The following is a 25709-nucleotide window of genomic DNA, read 5'->3' on the forward strand; positions in this document are numbered from 1 at the left end:
ACGGCTTTCTCCAATCGTCACCGTTGATCACTTCCTGATTGGCAAAGAAGTGGAGACTCAGATTCAGTAGTTCGTAAATCACCTCCTCTTTGAGCCAGTGACTCTCTTCTCCTGCAGGACTTCGACGGCCAGTATGAACTCGTACTCCCTCTCGAGCACATACTGGAGCATGGCCAGGAACCTGTCGTACGACGCTGTGAGAGCTTGCGCTTCAGGCGGCTGGTCCATGCAAAGGTTTTTCCTGGAAACGCTCATTAACCCCTCCTGGAGAGATGAAAAGAGGATTTGGCTTCTCGCTAAAGGGGCTCGGGACGGGTTCCGGGTTCGGCCCTGCCCTGCGCAGGTTCTTCGTGAACACGTTGTTCGACTCGACGTTCATGAGTCTGGGCATCGTGGTCGGATCTGGTCTTAGCGAGCACCCGGACATCGAGGTCATAATAGCCACCATGCTGACGACCAGCCTCGCCCTCGGAATATCCACCGGGGTGAGCGTCTACGAGGCCGAGGGCCTCGAACGAGGGCGTAGGATCGCGGAGATCGAGAGGGCGATGCTCAGGGACCTGGACAACTCGGCGATATACAGGACCGCGAGGGCTGCCACGCTCATTATCGCCCTCGTGAACTTCTCGACCCCGTTGATGACGTGCGCGGTCACCATCGTCCCGTTCCTTCTCGTCCTCTCGGGGACCCTCACAATACAGACGGCATCCTATGCCGCTGTCTCAATCGCTCTCGGCATCCTGTTCACCGCAGGTGTCGTCCTCGGGCGCTGGGGCGGCAAGAACCCGCTCATCAAGGGAGTGCGGATGCTCGGCTTCGGGGTGCTGGCGTTTATCATAGGGTATTTCATAGACGCACTCTTGTAATCCCCTCCTCCCTGAGCCAGATATTGGTTTGTTGTCTGGAACTTCGACTGCTAGGATGAACTCGTACTCCCTCTCCAGCACATACTGGAGCATCGCCAGTAACCTGGGATAGGGGAGGAGGTCGGCGTGGACATCCCGTCCTCCCGGCCCTCTCCTCCTCGTCGACAGGTTGGTCCACTTCTTATCGACCCACGAGTTGACTAGCAGGAGGCTCGTGGCCACATACAGCACCCTCAGCTTCGAGTCCCTGGTCGATGTGCGGATCCTGCTCTGGGACAGCAGCCGGTAGCTCGACTCGATCCAGAAGCGAAGGCGGTACTCCTCCAGCATCCTGTTGAGTGGAGGATGGATGCGATTTCATTTGAAACAATCAAAGATGCCTGCCTCGGTGGCAACTTCTTGGGCACACGTCACACGATCACGAGGTTCAGAAACGAGGCAATTTCGACTATCGACCGTGATGCCGTGCTCGCGGGAGAACCCGCCACGGGTTCACCTAGTGACCTAATCAAGATAGCTCGTCGAGAAGCGCGCAACATCCTGAGCGAACCCAGGAGCCCAGTAGCATCTCCTGAAGAAATCGAGAAGATGAACGCGTTCATTAAGAAACTCGATCAGGCTGGATGATTGGGGCATCTCAGCACCGAATGACCCAGAGTCAAAGCTACGATTCGAACCCAGGGGTCATGCAGAAGCTCGAGGAGATCGAGAAGAAGGCCGAGATGACCCTCGTCTGACATATGAAATGGAAAACCAGCGGAAAAGGTTTCGAGTGGTTTGCGGACAGGGGCCGTTCACTCCAGCCCCGTCTTCTTTTCTTCCTTCTGCGGGGCTCCTTCAGCCGCGCCGCCGGCTTTCCGCTTCTTCATGAGCACCATGGCGACGACAGCAGCTCCAATTGCAGCCACGGCGACGCCTGCGCCAATAAGGACTGAGCTAGAGATGCCACCAACACCGCCGCCGCTTACAGGCTTGAGCTCCATGTACAAGGCGGGTGCACCGAAATATATGTCAATTGTTCTGCCAGGATGCGTTGTAGGGTCGCCCCAGCCTGTGAAATGTTGCTCGGTCCACGCGTACAGGCCATACGGATAGGAGAGAACTATCATTCCAGACGATTCGTACCAAATTCTCTCCATCTCGAACACGGTCGCCACCCGCTGAGCTCCGTCCTGTGACATCTGCTCCAGATACAGCCGATCATAGGTTGCGTTGGACCAATACGGATCGTTCCATCCCTTGTATTGGTCCTCGGTCATGACCCCGAGAATGTAGGTCGGGTCCATGTCTCCACTCCAGTACCAAATGTAGGCCTCGTGCGCGGCTGCGTAGTAGACCTCCGTTTCCATCGCGCTCTCATCTATCGGCTGGATATTCGCCTTGACGCCCACCTCGGCCCACATCTCTTTTATGTACGGCGCCGCAGCCAAGTCCTCAGGATTGTCGTTCCTGATCATGAATTTGAAGCTCAGCGGTGAGCCCAGCAGGGCGTAGGGGTTGTCACTCCTATTAACTAGCCTAACGCCATTATTGTCCCATTTGTCGTACCCGGATGCGTTCAGCAACTGGTTCGCTCGAGCAACGTCGTAATTAAGGGCCTCTGTCTGGTTGGGTTGCCAGAAGAACTCAGGCACAACGGGAGCTGGAAGAGCATATCCGATATCCGCATATCCCCGCCATATCGTGTCAATGATGTATTGCTTGTCTATCGCCATGTGCATTGCACGCCTGATGTTCTCATCTCGAAGGAGAGGATTGCCTTGAGATGATCCGCTAGTCCAGCAGTTGAACCCAAGGGTGCTTTGGTAGTATCTGTCAACCGCAGCAGTGAAGACGCCAGTTGCGCTCTTCAAGGAATCATAGGTCAGTGGAGGGAACTTGGCAACGTCGATATCGCCATTCTTGAGCGCCTCGGCCATCACCTGGTCGCTCCCATAGAACACGAACACAATGCGATCATAGGCGACAGGGCCTAGAAAGTACTTCGAATTCCTCTCGAGAACAACAAACTGATCCTTTTCGAACTGGACGAACCGGAATGGTCCGCTCCCAATCGGGAATTCGTTGACCACACCGCTCTGAATCTCACCAGCCGTGTACTGCCCCCAGATATGCAAAGGGACAATCGGTATCACCAAACCGGCAACATGGACGCTGGGTATCTTGAGGTATACCTCCACGGTGGTGTCATTGATTGCACGCGCGAATTCCGCCGTGCGGAAGTTGATGTACGGTGAGAAAGCCCACGTGCTCTCGTTAAGGTTGACGTTGATGCTGAAAGCCACATCCTCAGTCGTTAGCATCTCGCCATCATGCCATCTCGCGCCCTGGACTATGTTGTAGCGCCATAGCATGTTGGCACCCTCGTCGACGGTTGTGGCAGGGTCATCTGCCTCTGGCCATCTGTCAGATTCCCAACTGGTAGCGATCAATGGCTGCGGTTTGAGATCCTCGTCGTACATGATCAGTCTGTCGTATATCAGGCCAAACACAACGTAGTCCGCATCTTCGTACGCATTGAACGGGTTCAGATTGGATGCCGCCTGCAACATCCCAACCCTCAGAACAGTGGGTTCATCGGCGCTGATTGAAGCTTTGCGGTCGCCACCAGTCAAATGATCCAAAGACACAAAGACGCCCTGCACAACAAACATAGTGCCGAGACAAAGCACTAATCCAGTTGTTAGGCGTTTCAGAAGAGTCCTCCTCAAGGTCAGTTCCTCCCATTCTCCCCGCACTCATGGACATGCGCCAAGCCGAGCCTAGCACGGAAGAAATCGCATCGCCCAACAAACTACTAATATCCACCCTCATATTTCAAAACTCCTCAAGGAAGGTGCTTTGATACGAAATTCGTTCGCCACCTTCGGCTTTGCTTCCATTCGTCAATTGATAACGCTTCACCTCATTCCGGAAACACCGCACAATATCTTGAACTGGGTGCGAGGACTTGTTCGGACCAATCCATTCGCCCTCCTTTCTGGGGCAGTATTCGTCAATCCTTTATAGCAAACTGCACATTACGGGGCAAAGGAACTGAGGCCGGGCATAACCCTCTGGAAACGGCTGTGCTTGGCACGGTGAGGACTCATTGAAATGCTAGCAAGGGCACTCCTACTGAGGCGAATTGTCAACCTCGTGATTCTGGTGTGGGCCGTTTGGACTCTGAACTTCTTCCTCTTCCATATGCTGCCCGGAGATCCCGCGCAGGCGCTCGTGGGGCCGCGAATCCCGCAAGAGATCGTTGACCAACTGAAGCACGAATTCGGGCTTGACGAACCTCTCTGGAAACAGTACCTCGTCTCTATGACCTCCGCGGCACAGGGCAATCTGGGATATTCCTGGTTCTACCACAGACCGGTCATGGATGTCGTTCTCTACAGGCTCCAGTTCACTCTTCTGTTGGTGGGCGTCGGAACACTCTTCACGGTCCTGATCGGAGTCCGTCTCGGCATTATTGCAGGTTCCAATAGAGGGGAGCCGCTCGATGTCGCCATCGTGGGATCATCATTGACGTTCTACGCGATGCCTGCGTTCTGGTTGGGGATGTTGCTGCTCATGACTCTGGCTGCGGATTTCGGGCTTTTCCCCCTGAGCGGAGCCAAGAAGATCGGAGCGATCGACCAGAGCTTGGGCGAAATGGTCGTGGACAGGCTCTGGCACATGGCACTTCCGGTCATAACATTCGTCCTTGTCAGCATGTCCGAGTTCGTCCTGATGATGAGAAACGCTCTCGTCGACGTCCTGACCGAGGATTACATCATCACGGCGAGGGCAAAGGGAATCACCCCGAGAATGATAGTCATGAGCCATGCCGTTCCGAACGCGCTCCTTCCGACGGTCGCCACCACTGCGATGTTCATTGGCTGGATGGTTACGGGCGCGATCATGATAGAAGTGGTCTTCTCCTGGCCCGGCATTGGACGCCTTACGTGGGATGCATTAAGCGTCAGGGATTATCCCGTCCTACAGGGAATCTTCCTCGTTGTCGCGCTGGCCATGCTGATTGCCAACTTCATTGTTGACATCATTTACACATACATTGACCCGCGGGTGAGATACTGACCTCCAAGGGACATGATCTCGGCAAGATGGAGGCCGCCCCTGACGTGAAGTCCATCAAGCGAAGCATCAGGGCGGAGAAGTGGAGGCTTAAGCTCAACAGAATGAATAACACGATGAAGGCCTTCAGGAAGAGCACCTTAGGCATGGTCGGTCTCACAATCCTGCTCATCTTCGTCATGATGGCGATACTTGCGGAACCGCTGTACGACCTCGGGATCATCGATAACCCCAACAAGGTGATAGAATCCAGCGACCATACCCGCGCCTTGAACCCACCATCATCCGATCATTTGCTGGGAACCGACGAGAAAGGAAGAGACGTTTTGAGTGAACTCTTTTTTGGCTCCAGGAATTCTCTTATCGTTGGTTTCGCTGCAGCGCTGATCACGATGGTTATGGGCGCAGGCATTGGCCTGTTCGCAGGCTCCTACGGAAGGAGTGTCGATGAATTCTTGATGAGGACCACGGATTTGTTCCTCGTCATCCCGTGGCTTCCTTTCGCAGTGATCCTGGCTACTTTCTTGCCGCCAGAGAACAAGCCCTCGCTCTTCAAGATCATCATTGTTATCGGAATCACAAGCTGGCCTGCGACCGCGAGGATCGTGAGGGCACAGGTGCTGTCTATAAGGGAGCGTTCTTTCGTCGAGAGGGCGGTTGCCATTGGCTCAGGAAAGATGCACATCATGGGAACGCATCTGCTGCCAAACGTCTTCCCGCTAGTGTTCGCGAATGCCATCTTAAGCGTTTCCTACGCGATTCTTTCCGAGGCTTTCCTGTCGTTCTTTGGGCTGAGCGACCCGACCAAGATCACATGGGGCCTCATGCTCTACAACTGTTTCAACTTCGGCGGGTTCGCGAACAAGGCCTACTGGTTCGTCCTTCCGCCGGGCATCTGCATAATCATAGTAGTGCTGGGGTTCACATTCGTCAGCTACGCCTTGGACGAGATCATGAATCCGAGGCTGAGAAGAAGGTGATCCGTCCTCATCTGGCAGAGCGGACCTCCTCTTGCACCATCTGCTCGAGCCGCTGCTCAATATCCGGGGGCAAGGGCGCACGCAACGGTTTCGAAGAAAGCTCCATGGCCCTGGTCATTGCGCGGCGAACGATGCCCGTGGGGCCTTCGTTCGTCCACTTGGCGAAACCCTGCCGCTGTCCAAGTGTCGGAAGCCACAGTTCGGTCCTGAACTTCTCAAGCGTCTCTCTGTGGTTAAGGAACATCCCACCCGGGCCAACTTCCTTCAATGCTTCGACACCCAAGGATTCAGGAGACGTGTCTATCCCTCGACGCATGCGCATGACGTATGTCCACATCTCGATGTCGATGATCGCCTCTGCCATCGACATGCACTTCGCGTCGTCCAGTCCGCCGATCCCTGTGATGATGTCGGTCCCCGAAAGAGCAGATGGAACCATTGTGGCGATCTTCTCATAAGCGGCCTGGAGGCCGTATGTCTTGGCGCTCGTCCCAAAACCACCCGACATGCTCGGCATTCCGAGGTACTTCGCGACTTCGACAGCGGCAGCATTGCCGATTGCGTTTTCAGGAGACCCAGAAGCCCAAGTTCCAGTCTGCATATCTACAGGACCTGTAAGAATGCAGTGGAAAACTGGGGAGCCCTTCCTGGTCAGCTGCGATATTGTCAGTCCGCCAAGCACTTCCGCATGGCCCTGCACGATCGACCCTGCAAGAGTAATCGGCGCGGATGCTCCGGCCATGGGCATTGACATGTACACCACAGGCACGCCGGCCTTAGCAAACTCCATTGCCGCCTCGATAGAGTCGGTCTCGAACTGTAGGGGGGCGACGGGACACTGAACCGCTGAGAAGATTGGCCGCTTCGTCAAGGTTCTCAAACCACCGACAACCTCGCTTGCAGCGGCTATCTGCAGCTTTGCCATCCGTGAGCCAAGGGCCTCGTGCTGGATGTGCTTAGAGCAATTCTCGATAGAAGTGACAAACCCTCTGAATAGCTGCGCGTTCGGGGGAACGTCCTGAGGAGTGAGGGTTGGCCAGAAGAAGTCAAGATCATCGAGAGCGTCGCCGAGCCTCGCAAAACGAGCGAGGTCCTCATTCACAGATTTCCTCCGCTCACCCGTATCGTCGTCCATTATCTCCACGGCGAACCCGTCCGTGCAGATCGCGGGCCGGGTCTTGACGGGAATTGCTATATCTCTGGATGTGTCCCTTGACGCAAGCACGAACTCCTTAGGACAGACCTTCAGGGCTTCGTTGACGAGCCCTTCCGGGACCTTCGCTATCCGAGTGCGAGGCTCAATCGAGCATCCAGCATCATGCAGCAAAGAAATAGCTATCTCGCTGTTGACCTTCAATCCGACGTCCGACAGGGCCGTGAGCGCGGCCTCATGAATCCGCCTGATCTCGTCCTTCTCGAGAACGCCAAAAGAACTTCGTGTCATGAGCCCGACCTCGTCGCATGTTGCTCGCCTAGTGCGGTATCTTCTCTTCGCCTTCTTTGATTATCCTGGCGAACTCTTTCCGAACATCGTCAGGCAACGGGGTCACCTGGTGGGTCTTGATGATCTCCTTCGCCTTCGCCCTGGCGTGGTCGACCGCAGACTCTGACCCCGAGGCCTTCCACGTCTGGTAAGTCGCGCCGTCCGTGACGACCGGCTGCCACATCTCCTTGAAGTGGTCGATCGTGTGCTTCTGACCGAGGAAGTGCCCCTCGTGCCCAACCTTCTTTGTGACATCAATCCCCATCGATTCGTCCGTGACGGGGAAGCTCTTGAGCATGTCGACCATCATCGTGTAGATCTCGTAGTCTATCAGGAGTTGCTCGTAGGATAAGACCGTCCAATTCTCAAGCAGGCCTGGCCCGGATGTTATGTCCGTTCCAGACAGGTAGTATAGGAAGGCCGACAACGCTTTCTCGTACGCGGCCTGCGCGTCAGGAACCTTCGAGCAGGTGCCCCATCCACCGACGAAAATGGGAATCTTGTAGTATCTCGCCATCTGCACGTGCGATGCTCTCACCATGTTGGCAGCTGGGAAGAGTCCCTCGAAGATCCCGGTCTGGACATCCATTGCCATCGGCTCGGTGCTGTAGCACACCGGAGAACCAGGCGCAGCAAGTTGACACACGGTCGTTAAGGCGAGCACCTGTGCATTGCCGACGAGGACTGCGCCGGCGACGGTCATCGGCGACGTCGCCCCGATGAGCGGCATGGTCATCATCATCGGCGGGCAACCAGCACGGACGAACTCGATCGCTGCATCGGTCGTCATCCCGAGGACCATGGGAGAGGTGGTGCACGTAACCGCAGAAACGAGCGGCCGTCTCTTGAGTTCCTCCCAGCCACCGGCAACTGCGGCCGCCATCTTGAGCTCGTACTGGGCCTCCTCCTTCATGTAGGTCGCGCCGCTGATTATGTGCTTCTCACAGTTGTTGAACGCCGCATCGAACTCGTGGAGCGTGTGCGCATGCCTCGGAACGTCTAGAGGCGTAACCAACGGGTAGTACATGTTCATGAGCTCAAGATAGTCCACTACCCGTGCCGACTCAGCAACGTCCTTCTTCGTCGAGTCCCTTCTGATGCCGGTCTCGAGGTCGATTGTTGCAAGGCCAGTGCCGTCAGTGCTTATGTAGCAGTGCTTCCCATCCAGCACGAAATCATTCTTTGGGTTCCTGGCACATAATCTCACGGGGCGCTTGCACTTCCTGACGGACTCCATGACCAGATGAGACGGGATCTTAGCCACCTTAGTCTTCTTGTCCACATCCGCCCCAGCGTCCTCCAGAAGCTTCAGACCCTCCTCACTGAAGACCTTGATGCCCATCGACTCGAGCAGATTGAGCGAATTGATGTGGATTGTCTCTGCATGGCCAGAGCTCATGACCTCCAGTGGTCTCATCTTGTAGAGGCCGCGGCTCATTGATCTGGGCAGAAGCTCACCTGCCTTTCTCTACGAACTGCTTGGCCATCACGACGGCAGACATCGCGTCGGAGGCGTATACGCCTCCGATTTCTTTGGCCCAAGAGTCCGTCACGGCAGCTCCGCCGACCATGAAGTGAGCTTTGTCTCCGGAGGCCCTAAGCGCATCCACGACGTCCTTCTGAACGCCGACTGTCGTGGTCATTAGCGATGACGCTCCGACAATGCTGGCGCCGACCTCCTTGCTTGTCTTGACGAAACTGTCGGTCGGTGCGTCCTTCCCTAGGTCGTGGACCTCAAACCCACTGGCCTCGAACATGATCCTAACAAGGTTCTTGCCTATGTCATGGATGTCACCAGCGACGGTGCCCAAGACGACGTGGGCGAGCACATTCCTCTTCTCCTTGCTCTTCTTCAGCTCAGGCTCGAGGACCTTGATTGCACCGTTCATTATCTCTGCGGCGTAAATCAGCTCTACGACGAACATCTCCTTGCGGGCAAACTTCTCACCCACCTCACGGAGGCCTTTGGCCAGTCCCTTCTCGATGGCGTCCACGGGATTCACCCCAGCCGCAAGCGCTTTCTTCGCAGCCTCGACCGCAGCCTCTTGTTCGAGGTTCTTCACACTGTTCTCAAGCTCGTTCAGTATTGCCTGCTTGTCATCGGACATGTTGTTTCCCACTCTGTGATTCGATTCATCTCAAGGTCCATATTTCACTCATGAACGGGTCTTCACTTCGGGATCTTCCCCTCGCCCTCCTTGATGATCTTGACGAACTCATCCTGGATTGATCGGGGTAGCGGATCGGGCCTGTGAGTCGCGAGTATCTCTTTGACCCTCTCGGAGGCGGTCTTGACCACCGTCTTCGAGCCATCCTTGGCCCATGCCTGGAAAGGCCTAGGGTCGCTCAGGGCCGGCATCCAGAGTTCCTTGAAGTGCTGGACAGTGTGCTTCTGCCCGAGGAAGTGGCCTTCGTGGCCGACTCTCTTCGTGACTTCCATCGCGATGGTCTCATCGGAGATGTCGATGCCTTTCAGGGTCTCCAGCATCATCGTGTAGATCTCGTGATCGATCAATACCTGTTCATAGGAGAGAATCGTATAGTTCTCCAGCAGACCAGGTCCGGAATTGATGTCCGCACCGGCCATTACCATGCTGTAGCCCATTATCGATTTCTCATACGCAGCCTGCTCGTCGGGCACCTTAGAGCACGACCCCCAACCGCCCACAAATATCGGGAGTTTGTAGAACTTCGACATCTGAATATGCGCGAGCGTGACCATTGTCGCGGAGGGGAACGCGGCTGCGAAGAGCCCGCTCAGAGGCTCCATCGCCATCGGCACCGACGAGTATATCACCGGAGCGCCAGGAGTGTCGAGCTCCAGTACCGTCATCAGAGCTAGGACCTGCGCGTTCCCGAGGACTATCGGGCCCGCGATGGTCACGGGGGAGCTGGCACCTACGAGCGGCATAGTCATCACGATTGGAGGCACTCCGGCTCTCGCAAACTCCATCGCCGCATCCGTCGTGAGACCAAGCACCAGCGGAGATGATGTGCACACTACTGCAGAGAGAACTGGCCTCCTTCGAAGCTCGTCCTCTCCCCCAGCCACGGCCTGTGCCATCTTCACGGCGTACACTGCTTCCTCTCGCAAGTATGTCGTACCGCTAGTGATGTGCTTCTCGCAGTTACTGAACGCAGCGTCGAGTTCGTGAAGCACATGCGAATGCTTGGGCACGTCCAGCGGAGTCACGAGAGGATAGTAAATATTGAGATACTCAAGATAGTCTGCCAGTCTAGCAGTGTCCTCGACATCTTTCTTGATCGACTCTCTTCTGGCGCCGGTCCCCGAGTCGAGGACGCCAATTCCGCTCCCGTCTGTGCAGAGGTGGATGTGGTCGTCGTCGAGCGTGAAGTCGTATTTCGGGTTTCTGGCACACAACCTCACCGGCCGTCTGCACTTGTCCAATGCTTCACGGACAAGATGCGACGGAATCTTCGCGACGCCGGCCTTGAAATCCACGTCGGCACCAGCATCCGAAAGAGTCTTTAATGCGTGCTGGCTATAGATCTTAATGCCCATCTGGTCGAGAACATCAAGCGATGAGATGTGGATTCGATCGACATCTTCAGAGGACAACACCTCTAGGGGTTTGATGTTCAATGCCCCTCTGCTCATGGGTCTGTTGGACAATCCCTGGGCCCCCGAATGCGGGAATCCCAATCGAATGCGATGAACCGCGAAGCCGCGGAGTTCACCAAGAAGGAAGCCGGTAGCTCGCTTTCCTCCGGCCTCTCATGTCGGACCGACTGGCAATTCCGCGAGTGAACGTACCTTGTTCGTATTTAATGCCATCGAATAGGGAGCGATGCGTTCAGTCACGCGCACACAGACTCGGGGTACTCCATCAACTATGGTTAGGGGCAATTCCCGCGAAGGAACGGACAGGTCTCATGAGACTCAGAACGATGCTTTTCTCCCAAGAATGAAGGAGGCTCGAAGACCGCGCTATCACGACGATCCAAATGCACAGAGGAGGCGACGGACCTCATATCCAATCTTCTCGATGTTGTGTCTAGCGTCTACGAGCCAATTGAAGAAGCTGATCTTCCTCCTTGGCACGGGTCTGCTACCCGCAAATCGTTTCGGCCTCTTTGAGAATGCTCCGTATCTTGGCCTGGGTTCCTGAAGGAAGCGGTTCTGGCCTGTGTGAGTCTAGTATTCGTTTGGATTCCTCGTGAGCTCGTTCTACAATGCCTTTGCTCCCCGCAGCGGTCCAAGCGGCGTATGGACCCACGTCAGTCAATTGGGGCCGCCACATCTTCCTCATCACGTCCACAGTAGACTTCTCGCCCATGAAATGGCCTTCGTGTCCTATCCGTTTTATCAGCTGCACTGCTAGAGACTCCTTGTCGGTTGGGAAGCCCTCGAGCATTGCCCCCATCATCCTGAACATCTCAACATCTATCAAGAACTGTTCATATGATAGCAGTGTGAAGCTTTCCAGAAGGCCTGGACCACCGAGGAGGTCCGCTCCCGCAAGGAACATGGTATACGCGCTCAATGCTTTCTCGTAGGCAGCCTGTGGGTCAGGAGTTTTCGAACTTGAACCGTGACCTCCGGAGAAGAAAGGGATCTTGTAGTGTTCAGCCATCTGTATATGCCCCGCGGCCACCATGTTTCCTGGTGGAAGGGCTCCCCCGAACGAACCTGTGGTTATGTCCATCGACATGGGGACCGAGGAGTATATCACCGGAGATCCTGGATGCGCGAGCTGGATGATGGCATTGACCCCGAGCACTTGAGCGTTGCCCAGGAGAACAGAGCCCGCGATCGTAGCCGGGCCGCTGGCTCCTATGAGAGGCATAGTCATGATTATCGGGGGAATCCCCGCCTCCGCATATGTCAAAGCCGGCTCGATCGTCTTTCCAACGATCATCGGCGATGAAACGCAATTGATGGAGGAGAGAAGTGGCCTTCTTCGAAGTTCTTCAGCTCCGCCGAGAACAGCTTCAGCGATCTTTATCTCGATCTCCGCCTCTTCTTTCCTGTACACTCCGCCACTTACGATATGTTTCGAGGTGTTCTGAACAGCGGTGGCGAACTCATAAGCTGTGTGCGCCTGGGTCGGGACATCCGAGGGCGTAACCATCGGAGTGTATGAAACAATCTCGGGGATCGCATCTGCGAATCGCGCGCAATCCTCAACATCGCGCAGCAGGGGGGCACGGCGCTTGCCCGTGTCGAAATCCAGCACGGCTATACCCTCGCCGTCAGTGCTCAGATAGTGATGTTCGTGATCCAGCACGAAGTCGTGGTCCTCAGTCCTCCCACCAAGGCGGACCGGACGCCTGCAGCGGCGCAGTCCGTCTTCAACTATAGAACGTGGGAACTGCGCAACCTTGCTCTTCAGGTCGACCTCCGCGCCGTTCTTCTTGAGAATCCCTAGGGCTTCGTCGCTGAATATCTTCATGCCCATTGACTCGAGGAGGGAGAGTGATTCTTCATGAATCTCTTCTCTTTGCTTTTCCGTAAGAACCGTGAGTCTCCCAAGCCCCCGTCTGATTCCAAGTGCCGGCATCTTCTTCGCCACCTTTCTTCCAAGTAGTGTTTGCTCGCGATTGGCTTTGTTCGCGTTTATGAAGTGTGCTTCGAGAACGCCGTCTCAATATCTCGGAGCCTCTTCGATGTATCTTCGGACAACGGCGTGGGTTCGTGTGCCGCAAGGATCTTCTCGACCTCGACGTGCGCAATGTCGTACATTTCCTTCTTCCCTCCAGCAACCCAGGAATCGTAGCTGGAGCGGTCGGCGTATCTTGGCATGTAGAGCCTCCGGAAATTCGCGAGCGTGTGCGGATGGCTCAGATACTGACCCTTGGGACCCGCCTTCTCGATGACATCCATTGCGATTTCGTTCTCGTCCACATCGATCCCTTGCCATGAGCGTCTGACGTGTTCCCAAACATCTGAGTCGATCAACATCTGCTCCATGGAGACGAACATAGAGTCGTTGAGTCCTCCTATGCCTGTCATAAGGTCGCAGCCCGCAAGGGCAGCAGCGGTTGTGGTGACTCCTTTCTCGAAGCCGAGCTGAAATCCCGGCGACTTGCCCGTGTTTCCCAGGCCGCCCATCATCGATGGCAATCGGTAGTGTTTGGCCATTTCTGCTCCTGCTACACTCATAAGGCCATATTCAGGAGCCCCCATGACGAAATTGCCCGACTTCATGTCGAGCGGGGCGCATACGAAGCAGTAGAACATAGGTGAACCGCTCTCTGCAAGCTGCGAGATGACAAGAGATCCCAACACCTCAGCATTTGCGAGCGCTAGGCTGCCTGCCAAGGTTGTGGGCCCAGTGATGCCAGGAGACACCATCGTCATCGCTACTACGGGGATGCCAGCATGCGCAAACTCAATGACAGCATCAGTTGATCCCTCGTCGTACTGCAAAGGTGCTATAATGCACTGCACTGACGAGAAGTGTGGCCGCTTACGGTTTTCCTCATCGCTTCCAGCTACCGCGCAAGCCATCTGTATCTCCGCCTTCGCCTGGTTCCCGTCCACTGCTTGATACTGAACATGTTTCTCAGTGTGTTCATAGCTCGTTCGCAGACCACCTATGAATTGCGTCAGTGGCGGGAGATCGGTGGGCGTCGCCGAGGGCCACAGGAAATCAATCGCGTCTAAGGCATCTGCCAGTGTCGCCCACTTCTCCAGGTCGGACCGGGTCGACGGCCGTTTCTTCTGCAATGCATGATCCCATATCTGTACCGGGAATCCGTCTGTACTCAAGTAAGGAAAACCATCTGAAGGTACCTTGAGATCGTGCTTCGGGTTCCGAGCACCGAGCACGAACTCCCTGGCGGCCGATTTCAGGGCATCACTCACGAGGCTCTCGGGAAAGAGTACGTGCATCTTCTCTTCGGTGATCTCTGCTCCAGCACTTCTAAGAAGGCTGCGTGCAGAAGCACTTCTCACTATTGCACCGGTTCTTTCGAGTATCCGAATTGAGGCACCGTGCGTCCGCTCGATGTCCGTTCTTGATAGCATGCTCACACGACATCGACTCAAGGTTACGCCTACTTGGCCGGGGTATCACGTCGCTCTAGAAAAAAGGTTCGCATTCCCTTCGACGCCCTCAGAACCGCAGAGGTTTTCTGGATTTTCCGGACGGTCGATCACAATAGCCTGAACTCGAGAGGCGTACTGGACGACACAGGAACCCGCTCCTTGCGGGCATAGTAGAGGCGACTGCTAGCACTGAAGCCTCCCTGCGCGAACAAGCAGCGACATAGCATGCAACGTCCGCCAGCCCGAGAATCAATGAAAAGAAGAAGGTTGGGAAGTGGTTTGACGCTTCGTTCACACCGACGACTAGCTACGTTTTCGTTTGGCCTTCAGCGCGACCAACAACGCCGCAGAGCCAATCACTGGTACTAACAATGTCGGGAACTCTGGGATCAGGGCTGTCACGATGACCGTGATGGAGGCGTTAGCATCCATCGTGTAGTTGGCGTCCGTCGCGTTCACATAGAAGGTTCCGAGCGCACCGAAGGTCACTGTAGTCTCGAAGACGCCGTTGTCCGCTGGCACCCAGTGATGATGCGATACGCCGAACGCCGCAGTCGCATCTGTCGATGTGAAGTCGAAGGTGCCGTTGTAGCTCGGAACTGGGGAGCCAGTTCCGTTCAACGCGGTAACTCGTAGCGTGTAGGGCGTTCCTGTAACCAAGTTATCATACGGGGGCGTGTCCCCTACGATCTCGACGTTGTAGTCGCTGACCTTGGCTACGTTCAGCACGAACATCGGAGCTCCTGTATCCAGCAGTGTCGGGAAAGCGGGGTTCCAGTTCTTGGCGAAGTCTCGAGGACCTTCTAGCGTGATAGTCTTCGTCACCGAGTTGTAGAAGTTCTTCAAGTTGTTTGGTCCGCTTTTCGGATAGCCGTTGCCCATGACCATCTCGCCCCAGACCATGTTAGCTGCCATCTCCGCTGTCTTGGTCGCACCCAGAAGGTCTGATGCCGATCTTATCGGATTGTAGGCGAGCACCGATGTCGATGCAGAAGGCAGCTTCACGATGAACTTCTCCCCTGCGGTCAGGTTCCAGTGCAACGGGGCCAGTATGTAGCTCACGGGCATCCCGTATTTCGTCGTCAACGGTGCCCACGAAACGTGAGTCACAGCGGTCTTGTCTGGGTCGTAAAGGTTGTACGGGCTCTGGTAACCAGAGTGAACTCCCAAATTGCCGCACCAGTCCATGTGGCTTGCCTCCAGGGCCCAGCCGTTAAGGGTGTTCGTGCTGTCCTTCGTGGCATACATGTGGTAGCCCATCACGGCCCTGGACTGCACGCTGCCGCCGTCGGGGCCGCTGGTGATGTTCAAGTACCAGTCGTCAGGCCAGCCCTGCCAGTACCTCGTGATATTGGCCGCCTCCATGTACCTTATCAGGAGGACTTCGTTGCCCCACGAGACACTCCAGAACCTGATGATGAGGTTGTCTGCCGTAGATGCGGGGTCGAGGTAGAGCTCCAGCCACCTGATGTCGTTCGAGTAGTCGTAGGCGGTGTATGTGTCGTAGATTCCGGCCGCACCGGGGCCGCCCTCGGTCATCCAGTTGGTGAACCAAGCTCCCTCGATGGTTAGCTCGGCCGTGGAGAACTGAGTCCTCAGGTCCCCAGCAGCTGAAAGTCCGAGGATCTTGCTGGCAGCTGCTCTGTTGAAGGTCAACTTGCCCTGAAGCTCGTGCCAGTACCCATCATCTGCGCTGGCAAGCGGCGTCGAAGCCATCGGCACACCATAGTAGGTGTTCGCGTAGTGAGTGCCAGCTCTGATGGCCTGCATCTCCCATGTCTCCAGGTAGGTCCCGTACCAGGAGATGTTCATCCACGCTCCTGCAGTGTTGATCGGGCCTAGGACGGGTGTGAATATCGGGTCCTTGCTAGGTCCGTTGGAGATCTCAGTGATGTTCTTGGCATCGATCGTCAACCTGTACCAGGTCGTGATCGAGTTGCCCATGTCGATGTCCGGGGCGGTCTTCGTGGAGTACGGGTCATACACCAGAACGAACGGATATGATGTTCGGGCCTGGTATTCCTGATAGCCTGTCTGCCTCAATGGCCACCATCCGTTCAGACCCATAGTCCCGTTCCATCTGCCGAGGTCAGCGGTGTCGTGTGACTTCTCGTACAGCTCGAACATGTGGTCTATCGAGTAAGTTAATTCCCTGCCGCCAGCGAGTACATTCGCCGGTTCAGGTTGCTCCTCTGCATCCGGTGCAGGTGCGCTCTTGGGGGTAGCCTGTCCAAAGACAGCAAAACCGGTCAAAACCATGACCCCGACGATTGCAAGAGCCATGAATTTCCTCCACGGCAGAGCGGTCGGCGGTCGAGACACGGGTCCCCTCTCAATCATCGGGGATGGGGGCACTTCCGTGTGTCCTAGGTTTCGGCCGATATCAAATCCTCTGTCATACGAAAAATGGTCCGCAACTGACAATCTGGGTTCCTCCCTAGCAGTTCTGGATGTATATGATGCTCGATGCTATATGAAACCTTCTTCCGGCATGCTCTCCAGAACTCCAAGAAGCGCCAACCCGGGCACTTGGACGTGTATGGTATGAATACTGGCAACTGGCAAGGAATGCACTTTCCCGAGCGCACGCAAACTGCCGGCATAACACCCTGGTAGTCAAGGGATGGGGAATGCCCCGCGTGGCAAGATCGGAAGAAGGGGAGCTAGCTTTTGCCAGTTCGCGTTACGAGACGTACACAATGACCCGCCATATCGCCGATAGAAAAGTCTTTGGCCGTACCGTGTGAGCTGCCCCTGATCGGGGAGCAGATGTGTATCACCGATGTGCTATTGGCACTTTCATGACGCTCTCAGAAATCTCGGTTCGCTACTGGTTACTCGCACTACAACACGCTCCTTGTTCTTTCAGAATGAAACTCGAATTCGGTCCAATCCAGTCCAATGCTTCATGCTTCATGTCACAATACATTAAATAGCCGGATTTCATTATGACGACCGTTTATTTGTGGAGCCATAATACACGGGGGATATAATGTCTGAAGGGACGAATTCCAGTGCGCCTGCTAGTGAGCCTGAGCAACCAAGAGCTGTTCCTGCCTCTACTGACAAGGGAAAGAAGAACCTCTGGTTGATGATCGCAGCCATTGTCGTTGTCATATTGCTGATTAGCTCTATGGCGTACGTCTTTGTGCTTATGCCAAAGGATGAGCTGGAAGCCGTGATTTCTCCAGACCCTTTCAATGTTGACGCTGGAGCTCTCAAGGCGCTCTCCGTGGAGGTGACGTGGAAGGGGAACGTGCTTGCAGCAAACAACCCTGACCTTGACTTCATCTGGTCTGTCGACCCGACAACTATGGGTTCGTTCGACCGCCGTGCCGTGGCCAGTGTTAACTTCACAGCGGCGATTGTGGGTGGAGATGGCACCATATCGTGCAAAGTGACCTACAAGGAGACGACCGAGGTCACAGCTGAGGCCGTTCTTACGGTCAACCCGCCCATCCTTGACTCGGTTGTCATCGATCCATCGACGAAGACCTTGGCGGCGAATGAGGGCTTCGTGTTCAACGCAACCGCCGTTAGCAGCGTGGCAGTTCCAATCATCCAGGGCGTGACTTTCAACTGGTCCGTAACGGGATTGACAGCCAGTCAGTATACCCTGAACGCCACGACTGGATCGTCGGTCAACTTCACAGGTTTGGTCGAGGGGCAAGCCGTGCTCACCGCGCAGACCACCTACAACGGTGTGACGAAGTCCGGTTCGGCCAATATCACTGTGGGCACTATACCTACCAGATCGGTAGACTACCGCTACTACGGTTTCTTCGAGGTGCCATTCGGTGAGTGGTGGGACTTGCGATGGTCCGTGTCTCACGACCATCAGATCATATCGTACACATACCCGACGATTTTCTACTGGTATACGCAGCCACCCGGGAACGTCTGGATCTACTCCAACGACATGCTCGATGTCAAGGGAAGGAACATGAGCGAGATCAACATGAACAGCAACCCTGAGTTCCTTCCGCTCCTCGGCACCGCCAGGGGCGGCAATGCCGAGCTCGACTGGTACATGCAGTACCTCACGAAGGCTGAGATGAAGAGGTATCCAGCCGCTACCAGCGATTGGGAAGACGGCTGGGTGATTTCGCTCAACGGTACGACGACCATGGACAAGCAGGCCGCGATGGCCGTTTTGAATGTCACTTCGGCGGGCTTTGACGACTTCACGACCTGGTGGACGGAGCACGCGACAGATGTTAAAGGCGCCTATACCGCTTGGCTGATGAAAGAGGGCAACAAGCGGCTCGACATCTACAACATGTATGAATATCCCCTGGTGCCGTTGACGTTCGACCTGAGCGCTGAGAAAGTGGCGGACAAAATCGTATTGTCGTACGACATAGTCAGCTGGGGCATGGATGCGATGATTAGTCGGTGGCTCCACGAGGCGTTCACTCCAACAGAGCACTGGTTCGAAGATTTCAACATGCACGCCAAAATAGGGCCAGAGAGGGCAGATATCGACATAAACACCGTGGTGGCGTACGGCATATATGCGTACGAGACAACCGTGGTCCCTGCGGGCAAGACTCACGGCGACCCATGCTGGACTTTTGAGCTCTATCTGCAGGATGTCCTCAAGCCGACCATCGGCCACCCGCATTCGGACTACGCTCCGTACGTACCATATGATTACATGAACACCGCACCTGGAAGCAAGTGGTACGGCAAGGAGATGCCATACGACTATGCACCCGGGCCCCATAACATCTCTGAGAACGAGACTTTGCGGATTGAGTACCCGACCGGGCCGCAGCTGTTCAAGGAGCAGGCATACCAACTGGACGGTTGGCCGAATGTGAATGAAACGGACATCAACAAGAGGATTGTGAACACGACGGCGAACATGACCTTCAACTACGCCGAGCCGATGGTATCCGACAACACGGAACTCAGTCCTGGATCCCTGACTGTCGACAACGTCGCTGGTTTGTTGACCTACACAGGACCGATCGATATGTGGACCTGGTCGAAGGACCAGACGAAGCATCAGTGGCTTGCGGATGAGTGGGACAGGCTAGGAATTATCCCGTACGGCATACCGTATGTGGAGTTCACCTGGGAGCAACCTCCTGCGGCACCACAGGCGGATCGCTATGAGGTCTCCGCGATGTCGAGCCCTGTGATCGCAGGCGAGCCTGTGACATTCACGGTGACCGTCTATGACCAGTACAACAACGTGTTCCCGAGCTACGTTGGGACTCTGAACTTCACGTCGACCGATCTTGCAGCGGTACTGCCAGGCAACTACACATTCACAACGACGGCCGCTGGCATCCACGTGTTTGACAACTTGACGTTCGGGACCGCCGGGCTTCAGGATCTGATGCTTGTCGACGCTGACAACTCGAGCCTCACCGGTGAGGCTCTGGACATCGACGTGCGCGCAGCAGCGGCTGCAGATCACTTTGGACTTTCGGACATCCCGAACGTCGTCGAGATAAACGTGGCGCAGGATGTGACTGTGACAGTGTATGACCAGTATGACAGATTGTTCGTTGGCTACGCCGGAACGATCACTTTCGGCTCCAACAGGAGCGCCGAAGTCGCGCTGCCTTCAGACACTACCGTGCCGGCCGGAGAGAGCCACGTAACAATCCCTGGAAGCGTGACATTCACGTCTATTGGTTGGTTCTTGGTGAACGCTAGCGACACGATCGACGGTACGATCGACGGGGAGACGACAGTCCAAGTGGAACTCGAAGCACCCCACATAGACCACTTCGTCGTTACGGGTGAGACCGAGCTCGCGCCTGGACAGTACTACGACCTGACGGTCCGGGCGGTCAACCAGTTCGGCAGCACTTTCCAGACATATGCAGGAACTGTCCACTTCGCGACCGATGCGCCAGGAGGCACCTACTCGCTCCCGGCTGACACACTGTTCGCTCTATCGAATAATGGAGTGAAGGTGTTCACCGGCGCGATGAGGTTCAGCCAGATGGGAACGTACGAGGTGAACGTGAGCGACACTATTACCACAACTGCCTACGGGTTGCTATCAAGCATCAACGTTGCAGCAAGGCCTAACATCGTCTACACCGCGTACGACTTCTTCGAGGAGCCGTGGGGAGAGTGGTACTGGAACCCCGACTGGAGACCCTCGTGGTACTATCAGGACTACATGTTGTCGAACACGTCAGGCCAATACGTGCAATTGTATGACCCTGGACAGGACGGGGCTCATGGCGTTCTCTTTGCGCCGTACAGGTTCAACATGACCGCCACGAACGTGAGCAATGTTGATGTACATAATCCGGAGTTCATGCCAGTTCTCGGCGGCGTCGGTCCGCAGGCAGGGGCTGAGGCTAGTATGCACATACGCATGCAGTATCTCGACCACGCCTGGTGGACCAGCTACTGGTATCCGACCTGGGGCGGAGGAAGTCCTGTCTTGAGGAACTACATCAACACGAACGACGGATACTTGATTGGAACGCTCATCACGGTGGAACTGAACCGAGAGGCGGCTTACGAGTGGATGGGCATGCCGATAGCAGATGACCCGGTCGCGTGGTGGGACACCAACCGATATACCTACGAGGATGCTTGGACAGCCTGGGTCGATGACGAAGGCAACAACCGCCTGGACATCTTCGCTGGGTATGCGGACTTCTACTATCCCCAGTATACATGGGCTAATGCGAGTGTTGACACGGACGGCGACATACTGCTCACTGTGGCACACGTCAATTGGGGCTACGAGGTCCTGATGACGAGATGGCTCACCGAGTCTCAACTCTGCGCGCAGCACCAGCCGTACATGGAGGACTTCGATATGCGAGCCACCTACGGCAACGGCATCGCGAATGTGACCTTCGACGCAGTGGCGCAGTACAGCTTCCACGCTGCGATGGCGAACGGGAGCACGAGCCAAGAAGGTGCTTGGGTCTGGGAACCAACGAGAATAGACTACTGGCCATCCTGGACCGAGTTCCCCGCATACCACCCATCCGACTTCGACCCGTATGCCGGACCCTCGTGGCTCGGCACGACGACCTACCAGTCCTGGAACTCCGGCGACCCGAAATTCGGCCAGGAGGTCGAATACGACGCAACGCCGCAGTGGTTCAACCTGACCGAGTTCCAGACGCTCATAGTGAAGTTGCCTCAGGGTTCGAATGTCATCGCGTATCGGGGCCAGGGCGTTGGTGCCAACGCGATATTCAACCTATCTACTGGAGACACGACAGAGTACGACGCGCTCAGGTATACGGGGACGGCAAGCCTCGGGTATGTGATCACGAATCCGGCGAACCCACTGGACATGGCGTCAGTGTATGACCCATTGACGAAGACGCTGACCTTCACGGGCCCGTACGACTTCAACAATCAAGGCGGAAGGACGGGAATACTCTACCACGGTGCTCCATGGATCGAGTTCATCGTCACACCCCCGCTGAAGACGGAGTCAGTACCAGAGCCGACCCCGGAGGTTACTGCGGAAACCGCACCTGCAGTGACGGCGGAGATGTTGAGCCTGGTAGCAGCGATCTGCGGAGTCCTCATAGCGGTTCCCGCGCTGGTAGGCACGAGACGCTGGGACGAGTAGAGTGCCAGAAAGGTCGAAACCCTTCAAACCTCTTTCCTATTCTTCTTATTCACATTCGTTCGGTCGTTGCTCTCAACTGGCGCTTTCTTCGCCTCTGGTCGTCGGGGACGCTAGAAACCTTGAAGAATACCGAGGCCTTCATGCACTGGAGACTACCTGCAGATCACTGTGGGCGATGACATCCAAGTAAGAGGTCGTGAGCACATGAAAATCGTTGAGCTAGGATGTGGAGTCTGCGGACTTGTGTGCGCTGAGCATCTCGCGAGAAACCCCAAGGTCGAGGAGTTGATCCTCGCCGATGCTAGGACAGATGCCGCTGAGAAACTGGCCAAACGCCTCAGGAACGACAGGATGACGGTCAGGAAAGTGGACGGCACTGACCCGAAAGCTCTCAAGAGTCTCCTCAAGGGCTGCGACCTGGTCATAGCGACGATGCCATGGCGACTGAACAGACTACCTCTGGAGATAGCTGCGAAGGTCGGGACCAACTACCTCGACTTCGGGATGCCCTTGGATAGCACTGGCCCGGAGTTCGACAAGCTCGATAAGATGTGCAGGGATGCGAGGATCACAGCGATGATCGGGATGGGCGAGGAACCCGGGATATCCGATGTGTTTGCAGTCCATGCGGCCAGCAAACTCGACCGAGCCGACGAGGCTAACACCTATGATGGTGACACTGGCATTGTGGATGGGCTGAGCTTCTTCTCGCTCTGGTCTCCCGTAGATCTCCTCGACGAAACCAGCGTCCCGGCAGCTGTGTTCAGGGACGGCAGGATCGAATTCATTCCGCCAATGAGCGCAAGACAGATGTATGATTTCCCGCAGCCCCTAGGCCGGCTGCCGGTGTACAAGACGAATCATGATGAGACCTACTTCATGCCGATGCATATCAAGACTCTGAAAGACGTTTCTTTCAACATCTGCATCGACGACGGATTCGCGCGGGCAGCTGTCATGCTACGGAAAATGGGCATGTTGAGCAAGGAGCCAGTGGATGTCAAGGGAGCCACAGTGAGGCCCCTGGACGCGGTCGCCGCCATGATGCCGAGTCCGGTGGACTTCGCGGGGAAGGTGAAGGGACACACTGGATTCGCGGTCGAGGTCATCGGCGAACTAAAGGGCAAGAAGACCAAGGTCAGGCTATGGACGATCATGTCCCATGAAAAGGCCTACGAGTTGTACAATACCAATGCTGGCGCGTACTACGTGGGGACCGGGGGAGCGATAGCCGCTGAGATGTTCGTTGACGGCGAGGTCAGGGAGAAAGGATTCGTGATTCCCGAGCAACTGTCAACCGAGAGCTTCATCGCCCGATTGCGCCAGAAAGGTGTGGAATTCGTGGAAGAGACGACTCCGTGTTGAGCATGGCAGATCCTCGCCGGAATGGAGAACGCCTCGCCCCTCAGTGGCCGCTGAGTTCTCGTGCCAAACCCGAAGGGAATTGCCCCACTGGTTCATTCCGAAAGGGTTCTCTCGACCTGCCACACCTCTCGTTATCAGGTTTGGGAATAGCAAGATAGGCATTAGTAGCATTCAGAGGCCGTTTTCCATACCGGATGCGCGTTATCAGAGAGACAGGGTTGACGAATGAGAGCCTGGGGCTGAATTGCCACGCGAACACAGCTCCGTTCCGTCCAAGCACGGAGTAGGATGCTCATGCCGTTGTCTGTTGATCTATTTTCACCAGGCTCATCAAGTCACAGCATGGCGCTCAGCCAAGAAAGGGGTATGTAGTGAGCCGCAGGAACCCGGATCAACTCAGGAATCAGTTCGATCTGGGAGATGTCCAGGTCACCTGGCTAACGACGCAGTCTGGGGATGGGTGTGTCGACTCCTCGAGACCAAATCTTCTGGCGCACGCGATAATGGAATTCTTCCAGAACAACAAGAACGCTATAGTCCTCATTGACGGGATCGAATCGATCGTTGTCTACAACGACTTCAACAAGGCTGTGAAAATGCTGGAACAGATCAACGACTTCGTCATGCAGTATCATGGCTACCTGATCATCTCCATAGACCCCACGGCTTTCAATCCGCGCGAGAGAGCGATTATCGAGAGGAATTTCGAGACCATATCTATTCCGAGGATCGGCTCCCAGGAATGACGGCCGACAGCGAATCATATGGCCTTATCCAATCAGTTTCTCAACGCACTCCCGGAAGACCGCCGTGTGGAAATCTACATCCTTCTTTGTCGTGTAGGGCGAGATCAGCGCCATGTTGTGGAACGGAGTCAGAAGTATGCCACGGTTCAGAGCCATAAGATGCATCAGCTTCTCCAGCTCGTAGTCCTTTGATGCGTCATACTCTCCCCCGTTCTTTGGCGGGTCAGGCGTGTTGTGGTATTCGATTCTGACGCCCAAGCGCACCACATGCCAAGGCACCCCGGTCTCATTGATCACATCCTTGATCCCTTTCTCGAACCGCTCAGCCAGGGGCATCATTTTCTCGAAGCTCTTCTCCGTGATGACCTTTTCCATGGTTGCCTTCATGGCAGCCACCGCAAGAGCGTTCCCTGTGAGTGTGCCTCCTAGGCCACTCTCGTCTGTCCCGTCTGAAAGTATGCGCTCCATCACTCTGTCTGCTACAAACTGGCTTATCCCGAAAGCGGCCACAGGCACACCCGAGGCAAGGGGTTTGCCCATTGTGATTATGTCCGGCTTCAGGCCGTGCGCGGCGGTAAACCCGCCGATGCCACAACATATCGTGTGTGTTTCATCGATTATCAGAAGGGTGCCGTACTTCCGGGTCAGTGTGCGAAGCGCGTCATGATATCCTGGGTCAGGGAGTATGATGCCCCTGTTGGTCATCGCAGGCTCGAACAACGCACACGCGACGTCTCGTGTCGCCAAGGCCTTCTCGAGCGCTTCCAAATCGTTGAACTCAACGACCCTCGTTGTCTCCTGAGGGTCTACCGGCGGACCTATGTTCCCGCTCCTTGGCACGGTTCGACCGTCCTGGAGATTCACGAGCGTCTCGTCTACCGTGCCGTGGTAGCATCCATTGACGACCAGTATCTTTGACCGGCGAGTGACCTCTCTCGCAAGCCGTATCGAGAACCTATTGGCGTCCGTGGCAGTCATTGCGATTTGCCAGTACGGGAGTCCAAACCTGCGCGACAGCTCCTCGCCGACCCAGACCGAGTCCTCAGATGGCAGCATCATCGTTATGCCCTTGGAAACCTGCTTCCGAACGGCGTCGACGACCGCCTTGGGGGAGTGGCCGAACATGGAACCAGTGTCTCCGAGGCACAGGTCGAGATACCTTCTGCCGTCTATGTCAGTTATGTATGTCCCCATTGCCTCCTTGGCGAATATCGGATAGGGGCCGGCCCATCTGACCATCCAGTTCATGGGGACGCCGGCCAAGAGCGATTTCTTCGCCCTCTCGAACATCAGCTTCGACTTTGGGTGCTCTTTCGTGAAGCGTTTCTCCTCCTTCGCCATTAGTACTTTGATCTTCGAGCGGTCAATCTCTTTCATCGAACAACCCCCGTATTCGAGGTCACGGAGAGCATCTCATCACAAAATCGTCTCCAAAGAGACCCTCCAATGAATTGGAGGGAGGAATTGGAGCGTCACCAGATATATATGTATCTCCTCAGACAATCCACTCTCGTAGCTCCTACGGGCAAGTCGTCAGCAATGACGGGGCGGATAAGATGTCTGTGAAGCCTTCCTGTGGGAGTAGGCTGCTGATACCGTGACGGTATCTGAGGGGCGGCATC

At 55.7% G+C, this 25709-nt stretch carries 17 protein-coding genes; 7 read left to right on the forward strand and 10 right to left on the reverse strand.

Features of this window, described 5'->3' with window-relative positions; all coding sequences use genetic code 11:
* Nucleotides 1-78: 78 nt before the first annotated feature.
* The gene (locus tag KJ653_06905; protein MBU0685555.1) at nt 79-255 is read right to left on the reverse strand and encodes a hypothetical protein; all 177 of its coding nucleotides are present in this window, start codon (nt 253-255) and stop codon (nt 79-81) included.
* 17 nt (nt 256-272) lie between these two features.
* Between KJ653_06905 and KJ653_06910 the strand changes: the two genes are divergently transcribed.
* A complete protein-coding gene (locus tag KJ653_06910; GenBank protein MBU0685556.1) occupies nt 273-866 on the forward strand; it encodes a hypothetical protein in 594 nt (197 codons plus the stop codon).
* 345 nt (nt 867-1211) lie between these two features.
* Nucleotides 1212-1493: a trimethylamine methyltransferase family protein gene (locus KJ653_06915; GenBank protein MBU0685557.1), complete on the forward strand. Its 282-nt coding sequence runs from the start codon at nt 1212-1214 to the stop codon at nt 1491-1493.
* Between the two features lie 167 nt (nt 1494-1660).
* Here the strand turns inward: KJ653_06915 and KJ653_06920 are convergent, their stop codons facing one another.
* The gene (locus KJ653_06920) at nt 1661-3520 is read right to left on the reverse strand and encodes an ABC transporter substrate-binding protein (GenBank protein ID MBU0685558.1); all 1860 of its coding nucleotides are present in this window, start codon (nt 3518-3520) and stop codon (nt 1661-1663) included.
* Between the two features lie 442 nt (nt 3521-3962).
* Here KJ653_06920 and KJ653_06925 point away from each other — a divergent pair, with 442 nt between their 5' ends.
* On the forward strand, nt 3963-4931 hold the full coding sequence (locus KJ653_06925; GenBank protein MBU0685559.1) for an ABC transporter permease: 969 nt from the start codon (nt 3963-3965) through the stop codon (nt 4929-4931).
* A gap of 26 nt (nt 4932-4957) precedes the next feature.
* Nucleotides 4958-5908, forward strand: a complete 951-nt coding sequence (locus KJ653_06930; GenBank protein ID MBU0685560.1) for an ABC transporter permease — start codon at nt 4958-4960, stop codon at nt 5906-5908.
* Between the two features lie 7 nt (nt 5909-5915).
* Here KJ653_06930 and KJ653_06935 read toward each other — a convergent pair whose 3' ends face one another.
* The 7 genes from KJ653_06935 to KJ653_06965 form a co-directional block, all read right to left on the reverse strand.
* On the reverse strand, nt 5916-7352 hold the full coding sequence (locus tag KJ653_06935; GenBank protein MBU0685561.1) for a trimethylamine methyltransferase family protein: 1437 nt from the start codon (nt 7350-7352) through the stop codon (nt 5916-5918).
* A gap of 28 nt (nt 7353-7380) precedes the next feature.
* Complete coding sequence (locus tag KJ653_06940; protein MBU0685562.1) at nt 7381-8808, reverse strand: trimethylamine methyltransferase family protein; 1428 nt, start codon at nt 8806-8808, stop codon at nt 7381-7383.
* A 37-nt stretch (nt 8809-8845) separates the two neighbouring features.
* Entirely contained in the window at nt 8846-9499 is a 654-nt protein-coding gene (locus tag KJ653_06945; GenBank protein ID MBU0685563.1) for a cobalamin-dependent protein, read from the reverse strand.
* Nucleotides 9500-9561: 62 nt separating this feature from the next.
* Nucleotides 9562-11025, reverse strand: a complete 1464-nt coding sequence (locus tag KJ653_06950; GenBank protein MBU0685564.1) for a trimethylamine methyltransferase family protein — start codon at nt 11023-11025, stop codon at nt 9562-9564.
* 436 nt (nt 11026-11461) lie between these two features.
* Nucleotides 11462-12925 (reverse strand): trimethylamine methyltransferase family protein, encoded by a 1464-nt coding sequence (locus KJ653_06955; protein MBU0685565.1) that lies wholly within the window; start codon nt 12923-12925, stop codon nt 11462-11464.
* Between the two features lie 44 nt (nt 12926-12969).
* Nucleotides 12970-14382: a trimethylamine methyltransferase family protein gene (locus KJ653_06960; GenBank protein ID MBU0685566.1), complete on the reverse strand. Its 1413-nt coding sequence runs from the start codon at nt 14380-14382 to the stop codon at nt 12970-12972.
* A gap of 324 nt (nt 14383-14706) precedes the next feature.
* The gene (locus tag KJ653_06965; protein MBU0685567.1) at nt 14707-16686 is read right to left on the reverse strand and encodes an Ig-like domain-containing protein; all 1980 of its coding nucleotides are present in this window, start codon (nt 16684-16686) and stop codon (nt 14707-14709) included.
* Between the two features lie 709 nt (nt 16687-17395).
* Here KJ653_06965 and KJ653_06970 point away from each other — a divergent pair.
* From KJ653_06970 to KJ653_06980, 3 genes are all read left to right on the forward strand, one after another.
* On the forward strand, nt 17396-21976 hold the full coding sequence (locus tag KJ653_06970; GenBank protein MBU0685568.1) for a hypothetical protein: 4581 nt from the start codon (nt 17396-17398) through the stop codon (nt 21974-21976).
* A 204-nt stretch (nt 21977-22180) separates the two neighbouring features.
* On the forward strand, nt 22181-23341 hold the full coding sequence (locus KJ653_06975; GenBank protein ID MBU0685569.1) for a saccharopine dehydrogenase NADP-binding domain-containing protein: 1161 nt from the start codon (nt 22181-22183) through the stop codon (nt 23339-23341).
* Between the two features lie 371 nt (nt 23342-23712).
* Nucleotides 23713-24087 (forward strand): DUF835 domain-containing protein, encoded by a 375-nt coding sequence (locus KJ653_06980; GenBank protein MBU0685570.1) that lies wholly within the window; start codon nt 23713-23715, stop codon nt 24085-24087.
* A 24-nt stretch (nt 24088-24111) separates the two neighbouring features.
* On the opposite strand, the gene KJ653_06985 is transcribed toward KJ653_06980, so the two are convergent.
* Complete coding sequence (locus tag KJ653_06985; GenBank protein ID MBU0685571.1) at nt 24112-25464, reverse strand: aspartate aminotransferase family protein; 1353 nt, start codon at nt 25462-25464, stop codon at nt 24112-24114.
* Nucleotides 25465-25709: the final 245 nt, after the last annotated feature.

The organism is Candidatus Thermoplasmatota archaeon (assembly GCA_018814355.1).
In the GTDB taxonomy this organism is placed as follows: Archaea; Thermoplasmatota; Thermoplasmata; order UBA10834; family UBA10834; genus COMBO-56-21.